Source organism: Haliea sp. (assembly GCF_040222615.1).
In the GTDB taxonomy this organism is placed as follows: Bacteria; Pseudomonadota; Gammaproteobacteria; order Pseudomonadales; family Halieaceae; genus Haliea.
Window position 1 is genome coordinate 1 of the sequence record NZ_JAVKCQ010000029.1, and the last position, 9,733, is coordinate 9,733.

Here is a 9,733-nt window from a genome sequence, read left to right on the forward strand (position 1 = left end):
CATCCACATCGGCCTTGGGCAGGAAATCCACCTTGGGCACCAACACCACGACCGCCAGCACCGAGAAACCCAGAATCACTGCAATCCAGCGGATTCGGGCGCGATCCGTGACAGTATGCCGGTCAATCCAGTCCGCCAGCCGGACCCAGAAACGCCGCAAAGGGTCCGCCGGTACCTCGGTCAGTGCGGCGTGTGCCGTGGCCATGGGCAGCACCGTCAACGACACCAGCAGAGACATCAGAACCGCGGCCGAAAGCGTGATCGCCAGGTCCTTGAACAGCTGGCCCTCAAGGCCCTCGAGGAAAATGATGGGCACGAAAATGGCCACGGTGGTCAGGGTCGACGACAGCAGGGCCGGCGCCACCTCGCGGGCACCCGCCTCCGCCGCGTCACGCCGTCCCATGCCCTGCTGGCCGAGGCGCACAATATTTTCCTGCACCACGATGGAAGCATCCATGGACAGCCCGACCGCGAACGCCAGCCCGGCGAGCGAAATCACGTTCAGGCTGTGGCCGGTAAACTGCAGCGCCAGGAACGCTCCCATCAGCGACAGGGGAATACTCAAGGCAATGACCAGCGTGGCGCGCATGACCCGGAGGAAAAAGAACAGTACCAGGCTGGACAGCACCAAGCCCAGCAGCAGGTTGCTCTGTACCAGGGCGATCGCCCGACGGATGTGCAGCGAGGAATCGAAGCTCAGCTCCAGGGTCAGCCCCTCGGCGGCAAGTGGCCCGTTATTCAGCTCGGCAATCACCTCCTTGAGCGAATCGAGCAACTCCACGGTATTGGCACCGTTGCTGCGATTCAAGCGGATGTAGTAGGACGGGTGGCCATTGCGCCGGGAGAAGCTGTTGCGCTTCATGAATCCCGCCTCCACCGAGGCCACGTCCCGCAGGTAGACCGGTTGTTCATTGCGCCAGCCGACGACCAGGTCACCGAGCTGGTCAATGCCGTAACTGCCAGCGATACGGACCGTATACTGGCGCCGGCCGACATCGGCAAAACCACCGGACACATTGGTTGCGCGGCGCAGGGCGCGAGTCACATCGTCGACAGCAACACCCATGCCCGCAAGCCGGTGGGGATCGATGTTCACCGCAATCTCACGCTCGCGGCGCGATTGCAGACTGACCTCCGCAACACCGGGCACCCGCGCCAGTCGCGGCTCAACGAGCGTGGTCACCAGGTCTTCGTAGGCGGTGACATCGGTGTCGATATCGTCGGCGCGAAACAGCTGCAGCGTGGCGGCAGCGTTACTACCTGTGGTCCCGGCCCCGGCGCGGACAATCGGTTCATCCGCGTCAGCGGGCAGCGGCGGCGCCTGATTGAGATTGGTGATGACGTCGATCAGCCCCTGTTGCATGTCCCAGCCGATCTCGAAGTTGAGTTCGATGTAGCCCTGGTCGCGGGCGATCGAACTCACCATGCTGGTCACACCCTGGATATTGGCGAGGACGCGCTCCTGGCCCTGGATGATCTGTTCCTCGATCTCCTCGGGAGCCGCGGCGCGCCAGCCGGTGAAAATAAAGATACGCGGAGGAGACAGTTCGGGAAGCAGCTGTATCGGCAGACGATAGATGGCCAGTGCACCGAAACCCAGTACCAACATGGCGGCGACAAGCGTCGCTGCGGGATTGCGCACGGCAAGCTGTATTATGTTCACGGTGTCGCCCCCTGCGAAACCGGACTTTGCTTCTCAGTATAGCCGCGCCAGCTGCAGCTGTTCAGGTTATTTCTTCACAGGGCCGTCAATTCGTCTCCCCCGCCCGGTAAACCACTTCGCCGTCAAACAGGGTCATTTGCACCGTCGTGCTGTTGATGTCCTCGACAGGAATGCGGTAGAGATCCTGATTCAGCAGCACCAGGTCCGCCCGTTTGCCAACCTCGATGCTGCCGACAAGCTTTTCCTGATGCATTAACCAGGCCGCGTCCCGGGTGTAGGCCGCGAGCATGGTGTCCAGGGTGACGGCCTCTTGCGCATTGAGGGTGCCCGGCACCAGGCTGTCGGGGTCCTGGCGGCGCAGCGCGGTCTCGATGGCATCGAGGGGGTTCACCGATGATACCGACCAGTCGCTGCCGCCGACGATACGTGCGCCCGCCTGCTGCAGGCTGTGTACCGGATACATGCGATTCACCCGCTCGGCGCCGACCGCAGGCAGATTGATCTCGGTAATGTAGCTGTCCGGATAGGCCCACAGCGCCTGGAAGGTGGTGCTGACATTGAGCCGGGCAAAACGCGGGAAGTCATCGGGATGAACAAGCTGCAGATGCGCGATATGGTGCCGGTTATCGAGCTCACCGTTGCGCTCACGGGCCGCCTCGAAAGCGTCCAGCGCGGTGCGTACGCCGCGATCGCCTATGGCATGGACATGAACCTGCAGGCCCATGGCGTCAAAGCGGGTGACGATATCCTTGAGCTCCTCCGGATCAAAGTTGATTTCACCACTGTGGGGATGTTCACCGAGATAGGGTGTCACCAGTGCCGCTGTCTCGCCCTCCAGCACGCCGTCGACAAACAGCTTTACCGCATCGGTATTGAGACGCTCGCCGGCATACTCGCCGCGCCGAGCCAGCACTGCCGCGAATTCCTCGCCGGGGTGCTGGCTGAAGGTTCCGTGAGTCAGAGAAGTGCGCACCCGCGCCTGTAGTTCACCGGCAGCGGCGAGGGACCGATAGGCGCGCCAGTGCTGCTCGCCAACCGCCGCGTCGATAAACGAGGTGATTCCCTTGCTGTGCATGAAATGCAGGGCTGCCCGCAGGGCGGCGATATCATCTTCGGGCGTGGCCTTGGGCAGCAGGTCGCTCACCAGCGCCTGAGCGGTTTCCCGCAGCGTACCGGTCGCCTCACCGGTAGCGGGATCGCGCTCGATCACCCCCTGCGGCGGGTTGGGCGTGTCCGGGGTGATGCCGGCCAGCGCCAGGGCAGCGGAATTCACCCAGGCGGAGTGTCCGTCGGCGGCCGCAAGGAAAACCGGGCGCTGGGGAAACAAAGCGTCCAGTGAAGCCTTGTGCGGGTTGCCGCCCGGGAACAGCCCCAGATTGAAATCCAGGCCGACCAGCCAACCCTGCTCCCCATCAGCGGCACAGTCCTGCAGCCCGTCCAGGATTTCCTGTTCCGACCCGGCGTCACTGAGGGAACAGCCGAGCAGCGCAGCACCCGAGGACAGCGGGTGCACATGCGCATCGTGCAGCCCCGGCAGCAGCATGCCCTGCCCGGCGTCTATCAACCGGGTATGCCCGGCGACGAACTCCGCGGTCGATGTGTCATCCCCCACCGCCACGATTACGCCGTCGGCGACAGCAACGCTGGTGGCATGGGGTTGTTGCGGATTCTGGGTGTAGACCCGAGCGTTGCGAATCACCAGATCTGCCGCCAGCGCGGAATCCGGCTGTGCCGGGCCGGCCGCCGGAGTCGAATCCGGTTGCCGCTCGCAGGACGCGAGCATTCCGGCCCCGAGTACAACAACAGCAGCGGCGAAGAAACCAGCCCTTGTTCCGCTCATCAATCGATCTCCTGTCGGGATATCAGTGTGCCTTTACTTTTTGCTGTCCACAGCGAACGCAGCGGTAGACGGTTACCAGCTTGCCCTGCTTCACATCAAACTGCTTCGCCTTGTCCACTTCCCATTTGTGGTGGCCGTGGCGACACAGGGTCTTGCCCTTGTGCTTCTCCTGCAGGGACGGTTTGCGGAAAGGCAGGATATCAGCCATGGATCAAAGCAGCGTGCGCGCCAGGGCAGCCTGCCAGGAGACCTGTCGCTGGCGCCTCGCAGTGGCTGACATCTTCACCCTGAACTCCTGATCCACAGCCCATATCTTGCGAATGTCGCCGATGCCGGACCACAGCCCCACACCCAGCCCCGCCAGGTAACAGGCCCCGGCCACGGTGGTCTCGATAACCTGCGGCCGAATCAGCTTGCGGCCCAGAACATCCGCCTGTATCTGCAGCAGCAGGTCATTGGCAGCCGCGCCACCGTCGACCCGCAGGGGGCGCATGCGCTTGCCCAGGTCCCGCTCCATGGCCAGCAGGATATCCGCGTTCTGTAGCGCCATGGCATCGAGGGTGGCCCTGGCAATATGGCCGCGCTCGGTGCCACGGGTGAGCCCGCTCAGGTTGCCGCGGGCGTCCGGCGCCCAGTGTGGAGCGCCGAGGCCCGTCAGTGCCGGCACAAACTCCACGCCATCGGCATCTGCCACCGTGCGCGCCAGCGCTTCCACATCGGCGGAGCGCTTGATGATCTGCAGGCCGTCCCGCAGCCACTGCACGGCGGCGCCGCAGACAAAGGCACCGCCTTCCAGCGCGTAGACCGGCTTGCCCTCCCCCAGCTGCCAGGCGGCTGTCGTGAGCAGGCCGGAGCGGGACTGCAACAGCTCGGAGCCGGTGTTCATCAGGATGAAGGAGCCGGTGCCGAAGGTGCACTTGGCATCGCCGGCGGTAAAACAGGCCTGGCCAAACAGGGCCGCCTGCTGGTCGCCCGCCACGCCGGCAATGGGGATGCCGTCCGGCAAGCCAGAAATGCCGCGGGTATGGGCAAGCACTGCGCTGGAGGGAACAATGTTCGGCAAGATGCCCTCTGGCACCTCGAACAGGTCCATCAGTTCCTTGTCCCAGCTCAACCGACGCAGGTTCATCAGTGAAGTGCGCGAGGCATTGGACACATCGCTGACATGGGCGGCGCCGCCGCTGAGCTGCCAGATGAGGTAGCTGTCAATGGTGCCAGCTGCCACCTGACCGGCCTTCAGCTTGCGGGCGATACCGGGGGTGTTCTGCAGCAGCCAGCGAAACTTGCTGGCGGAAAAATAAGGGTCCAGCACCAGGCCGGACTTGCGCTTGACCAGTTTCTCGTGACCAGCAGCCTTGAGCGTTTCGCAGAACTCGGTGGTGCGCCGGCACTGCCAGACGATGGCGCGGTTCAGCGGCTCGCCACTCCCCCGGTCCCAGAGCAGGGAAGTCTCACGCTGGTTGGTAATGCCGATGGCGGCGATATCCCCGGGCTTGCACAGGCGCCTGCGCAGCACGGCGCGAATGCCGCGTTGCACCGTACTCCAGATATCCGCAGCGTCGTGTTCCACCCAGCCAGGCCGGGGGTAGTGCTGGGGGAACTCGATGTTGACGCTGGTCCGGAGCTGGCCCCGATCATCCATCAGGGCAACCGTGGTACCGGTAGTGCCCTGATCGATGGCAAGGATAAAGGCACCCATATCAGGTGCCGTAGCCCTCAATGGCCTTGATCTCGAGGAAATCAGTGAAGCCGTGGGCACCCCACTCGCGGCCGTTGCCGGACTGCTTGTAGCCGCCGAAGGGCACGTTGTAGCCGCCGCTGGCGCCGTTGATGTGGACGTTGCCGGCGCGGATCCGGGACGCGACCCGGCGCGCATGCTCCATGTTGCCACTCTGTATATAGCCCGCCAGGCCATAGGGGGTGTCGTTGGCGATGCGGATGGCCTCGTCCTCGCTGTCGTAGGGAATCATCACCAGCACCGGGCCGAATATCTCCTCGCGGGCGATGGTCATCTCGTTGTTGGCCTCGGAGAACACGGTCGGGCGGACAAAATAGCCCTTGCTGATACCCTCTGGACGCCCGGGACCGCCGCAGACCAGCTTGGCGCCCTCGGCGATGCCCTGTTCAATCAGCGCCTGGATCTTGTTGAACTGCAGCTCCGATACCACCGGACCCATGGTAGTGGCGTCATTGGCGGGATCTCCCACCACGACCTTGGCGGTCACTCTCGCGGCAATGGCCTCGGCCTCCGCCAACCGCGCCCGGGGCACCAGCATGCGCGAGGGCGCATTGCAGGACTGGCCGGTATTGGTGTACATGTGCAGTACACCCCGGGTCACCGCCTTTTCCAGGTCGGCGTCATCGAGGATTATATTGGGGGACTTGCCGCCCAACTCCTGGGTGACGCGCTTTACCGTCGGCGCGGCATTCTGGGCCACCAGCGACCCGGCGCGGGTCGAACCGGTGAAGGACATCATGTCCACGCCCGGATGTTTGGACAGGGCCGTGCCCACCGTGGGGCCGTCGCCATTGACGAGGTTGAACACGCCCGCCGGCACTCCCGCCTCATGCATGATTTTGGCAAACAGATAACCCGACAGGGGTGCGACCTCCGATGGCTTCAGGATCATCGTACAACCGACCGCCAGAGCCGGCGCCACCTTGCAGCCAATCTGGTTCACCGGCCAGTTCCAGGGAGTGATCAGGCCGCAGACACCGATCGGCTCCTTGAATACCCGGTGCTCACCCAGATCCTCCTCGAAGGAGAAAGCGCGCAATACCCGCAGCGCCTCCTGCAGGTGGCCGAGGCCGGCGTGGGCCTGGGCCGCTACCGCCAGGGATTTCGGCGCGCCCATTTCCTCGCGAATGGCGTCGGCCATGTCGTTGTAATATTTCTCATAGGTCGCCACGCAGCGCTCCAGCACCGCGATGCGCTCCTCGCGACTGCTGTAGCCCCAGGTCTCAAAGGCGGTGCGGGCAGCGGCCACGGCGCGGTCGACGTCTTCCTCGGAGCCCAGTGAAATGTGGGCGCAAACTTCCTCGGTGGCCGGGTTGATCACGTCGTGGGGGTTGGGCCTGGCCGGATCGACCCATTCGCCGTTGATGTAAAACTGCAGGTATTCACGCATGTGTGCTCTCCAGCAACTGATTATCGGTGGCCGCTAGTGTAGCACCGCCCGTGTGGTCGGCCACCACCCCATAGGGTTATCATTGCGCCTCGACAAAGCCGGAGATACCCCATGCAGTCTGAGGAGATGACCCTGTTCCGCGACATGGCGCGACGCGCCTTCGAGGCGGAAATCAGCCCCCACTACGAACAGTGGGAAGAGGACCATATAGTACCCCGGGAGCTGTGGCGCACCCTGGGCGGTGCCGGCCTGCTGTGCGCCGACGTCGACGAGGCCTACGGCGGCGCCGGCACTTCGCCCCACGTCACCCTGATGCTGATCGAGGAGCTGTCGCGGATGGGTTTTGGGGGCTTTGCCTCCGGCTTCGGCATTCACTCCAATATCGTCGCGCCCTACCTGTCACGGCATGGCACGGATGCGCAGAAGCAGCACTGGCTGCCAAAGATGGTCAGCGGCGACGCCGTCGGCGCCCTGGCGATGACCGAGCCCGGGGCCGGCTCCGATGTCCAGGGCATTCGCACCCATGCGGTCCGCGACGGCGACGAATGGGTACTGAACGGCTCCAAGATATTTATCACCAACGGCATGCACGCGGACCTCGTGATCGTCGCCGCGATCACCGACCCCGGCAAGGGTGCCAAGGGCACCTCCCTGTTCCTGGTCGACGCCAGCCTCCCCGGCTTCGAGCGCGGCAAGAAGATCGAGAAGATCGGCCAGCACGCCTCCGACACTGCCCTGCTGTTCTTCCAGGACATGCGCCTGCCGGCGGATGCGCTGCTGGGCCAGGAAAACAAGGGCTTTGTCATCATGATGGAAGAGCTGCCCCGGGAGCGGCTGGGCATCGCCGCCCAGGCCGTGGCCGCCGCCGAGGGCGCCCTGGACCTCACGGTCGACTACGTGCTGGAACGCAAAGCCTTCGGCCAGGCGATTGGCAGTTTCCAGAACACGCGTTTCAAACTCGCCGATGTGCGCACCGAAATCGCACTCAACCGGGCCCTGTACCAACAGTGCGCGGACGAGTACAGCCGCGGCGAACTGACCGCGGACAAGGCGGCGATGCTCAAACTCGCCTCCTGCGAGATGCAGTGCAACACCATCGACGAGTGCCTGCAGCTGTTCGGCGGCTACGGCTACACGGTGGAGTACCCGATCTCACGTTTCTACACCGATGCGCGCATTCAGCGCATCTATGGCGGTTCCTCGGAGATCATGCGCGAACTGGTGGCCCGCTCGATTCTTGGCCGGGCCTGAGATGACGGCCCGCGCAGGCCAGGACGGTGTGGCTCAGCGCGATTTCGACGTTATCATCGTCGGCGCCGGCCTGTCCGGGATCGGTGCCGCGGCGCACCTGCAGCAACTGTGCCCGGGCAAGCGCGTGGCACTGCTGGAAAGCCGCGAGGACCTCGGGGGCACCTGGGACCTTTTCCGCGACCCGGGCATTCGCTCGGACAGCGACATGCATACCCTGGGCTACGACTTCAAGCCCTGGCGTAACCCCGGCGCCATCGCCGACGGCCCGGCGATCCTCGCCTACATCGAGGAAACCGCCCGCGAGCACGACCTGCGGCAGAACATCCGCTTTCAGCACCGGGTCGTGCGGGCGCAGTTCAGCAGCACACAGGCGCGCTGGACCCTGCAGGTCGCGGTAACCGGGGGCGAGCAGGAGTGGCTGCAAGAATTCAGCTGCCAGTTCCTGCTGATGTGCGCCGGCTACTTCAACTACAGCCACGGTCACGACCCCGTATTCCCGGGCGAGCAGCGGTTCCAGGGGCCTATCGTCCGCCCCCAGCACTGGCCCGCTGACCTCGACTACCGCGGCAAGCGGGTGGTGGTCATCGGCTCCGGCGCCACCGCCATGACCCTGGTGCCGGCCATGGCAGCCAGCGCGGCGAAGGTCACCATGCTGCAGCGCTCTCCCACGTATGTCATTTCCCGCCCCGCCCGGGACCGGCTGGCCAACTTGCTGCGCAGGCTACTGCCGGAACACTGGGCCTATGCCATCACCCGCTGGAAGAACACGCGCCTGCAGGCATGGCTGTACCACAAGACCCGCAGTCAGCCGGACAAGGTGCGCAAGCACCTGCTGGACAGGTTGCAAAGGGAACTGGGGCCGGCGTTCGACATTGAGCGCCACTTCAGTCCCAGCTACCAGCCCTGGGACCAGCGCCTGTGCGTTGTGCCCGATGGCGATCTCTTCGCCGCCCTGCGCAGCGGCAGGGCCGAGGTGGTTACGGACCACGTCGCGGAATTTACCGAACACGGCATCCGCCTGCAGTCTGGCGAGGAGTTGCCCGCGGATATCATTGTCACCGCCACCGGCCTGGAGCTGGTGGTGATGGGGGACATTGTCTTCGAGGTGGACGGCGAGCCGGTGGACTTCAGCCAGCGCTGGAGCTGGCGAGGCATGATGTGTTCCGGTGTGCCCAACATGGCCAACACCTTCGGTTACATCAACGCCTCCTGGACCCTGCGCGCCGACCTCATCGCGCGCTTCGTTTGCCGCCTGCTGAACCATATGGATCGCATGGGGCTGAAGCAGGTCACGCCGACCCTGAGAGCCGGTGAGCAAAGCATGCCCGCGCGCCCCTGGATCGAGGATTTCAGCGCCGGTTACCTGCAGCGGGTGATGCACCTGCTACCCCGGCAGGGCGACAGGGAACCCTGGACAAACACTCAGGACTACACCCGCGACCGAAAAACCCTACCCACGGCGTCACTGGAGGATGGTAGCCTGGTATTCAGCAACCCGCGTCAACCGCTTACGCGCTCCCCCGAAAACCATGTCGCTCTTGCCCCCGCTCCGGGGGAGCAGTAGTCAGAGCGGGCCTGCCGGAACAAAGCATCACTGCAGGCCCGCACGGTCCTGCATCGTTGGATACTGCTTTGATCTACTTGAAATGGGACTTGAAGTAGTTGAATGAGTTTCCCAGTGCTTTCCAGACGTGCTCGGCCTCGTCCTTGATTTCCTGCCAGCCTTCCTCGCTTGCCGCGCGTGCCTCATCGATCTTCCGCTGCGCCTTGCGGCGTTCCTTGCGCAGTTCGTCAAGGCGTTTTTCATACTCCAGGCGAGCCTTGCCTTCCAGCTGGGAGGCTTTCCGATCG

The 9,733-nt window shown here is 64.2% G+C and carries 8 protein-coding genes; 2 read left to right on the top strand and 6 right to left on the bottom strand.

Translation table 11 applies throughout. The features are described from left to right. From RJQ10_RS03030 to RJQ10_RS03050, 5 genes are all read right to left on the bottom strand, one after another. The coding region (locus RJQ10_RS03030; RefSeq protein WP_350143508.1) for an efflux RND transporter permease subunit at positions 1–1,663 on the bottom strand (1,663 nt) is incomplete at its 3' end. An 85-nt stretch (positions 1,664–1,748) separates the two neighbouring features. Further along, complete coding sequence (locus RJQ10_RS03035) at positions 1,749–3,503, bottom strand: amidohydrolase (protein WP_350143510.1); 1,755 nt, start codon at positions 3,501–3,503, stop codon at positions 1,749–1,751. Positions 3,504–3,525: 22 nt separating this feature from the next. Beyond that, positions 3,526–3,711, bottom strand: coding sequence for a hypothetical protein (locus tag RJQ10_RS03040; protein ID WP_350143512.1), 186 nt, complete (start codon positions 3,709–3,711; stop codon positions 3,526–3,528). Positions 3,712–3,714: 3 nt separating this feature from the next. After that, on the bottom strand, positions 3,715–5,202 hold the full coding sequence (gene glpK, locus RJQ10_RS03045) for a glycerol kinase GlpK (protein WP_350143514.1): 1,488 nt from the start codon (positions 5,200–5,202) through the stop codon (positions 3,715–3,717). A gap of 1 nt (position 5,203) precedes the next feature. Beyond that, on the bottom strand, positions 5,204–6,631 hold the full coding sequence (locus RJQ10_RS03050; protein WP_350143516.1) for an aldehyde dehydrogenase family protein: 1,428 nt from the start codon (positions 6,629–6,631) through the stop codon (positions 5,204–5,206). 111 nt (positions 6,632–6,742) lie between these two features. Between RJQ10_RS03050 and RJQ10_RS03055 the strand changes: the two genes are divergently transcribed. Beyond that, a complete protein-coding gene (locus RJQ10_RS03055; protein ID WP_350143518.1) occupies positions 6,743–7,882 on the top strand; it encodes an acyl-CoA dehydrogenase family protein in 1,140 nt (379 codons plus the stop codon). Between the two features lies 1 nt (position 7,883). Then, complete coding sequence (locus RJQ10_RS03060; RefSeq protein ID WP_350143520.1) at positions 7,884–9,446, top strand: flavin-containing monooxygenase; 1,563 nt, start codon at positions 7,884–7,886, stop codon at positions 9,444–9,446. Positions 9,447–9,519: 73 nt separating this feature from the next. Here the strand turns inward: RJQ10_RS03060 and RJQ10_RS03065 are convergent. Further along, the coding region (locus RJQ10_RS03065; protein WP_350143522.1) for a sll1863 family stress response protein at positions 9,520–9,733 on the bottom strand (214 nt) is incomplete at its 5' end.

What these genes read in the sequence shown, in the direction of transcription:
- RJQ10_RS03035 (WP_350143510.1), bottom strand. Translation starts at nt 3,503, where the DNA reads ATGAGCGGAACAAGGGCTGGTTTCTTCGCCGCTGCTGTTGTTGTACTC.
- RJQ10_RS03040 (WP_350143512.1), bottom strand. Translation starts at nt 3,711, where the DNA reads ATGGCTGATATCCTGCCTTTCCGCAAACCGTCCCTGCAGGAGAAGCAC.
- glpK (WP_350143514.1), bottom strand. Translation starts at nt 5,202, where the DNA reads ATGGGTGCCTTTATCCTTGCCATCGATCAGGGCACTACCGGTACCACG.
- RJQ10_RS03050 (WP_350143516.1), bottom strand. Translation starts at nt 6,631, where the DNA reads ATGCGTGAATACCTGCAGTTTTACATCAACGGCGAATGGGTCGATCCG.
- RJQ10_RS03055 (WP_350143518.1), top strand. Translation starts at nt 6,743, where the DNA reads ATGCAGTCTGAGGAGATGACCCTGTTCCGCGACATGGCGCGACGCGCC.
- RJQ10_RS03060 (WP_350143520.1), top strand. Translation starts at nt 7,884, where the DNA reads ATGACGGCCCGCGCAGGCCAGGACGGTGTGGCTCAGCGCGATTTCGAC.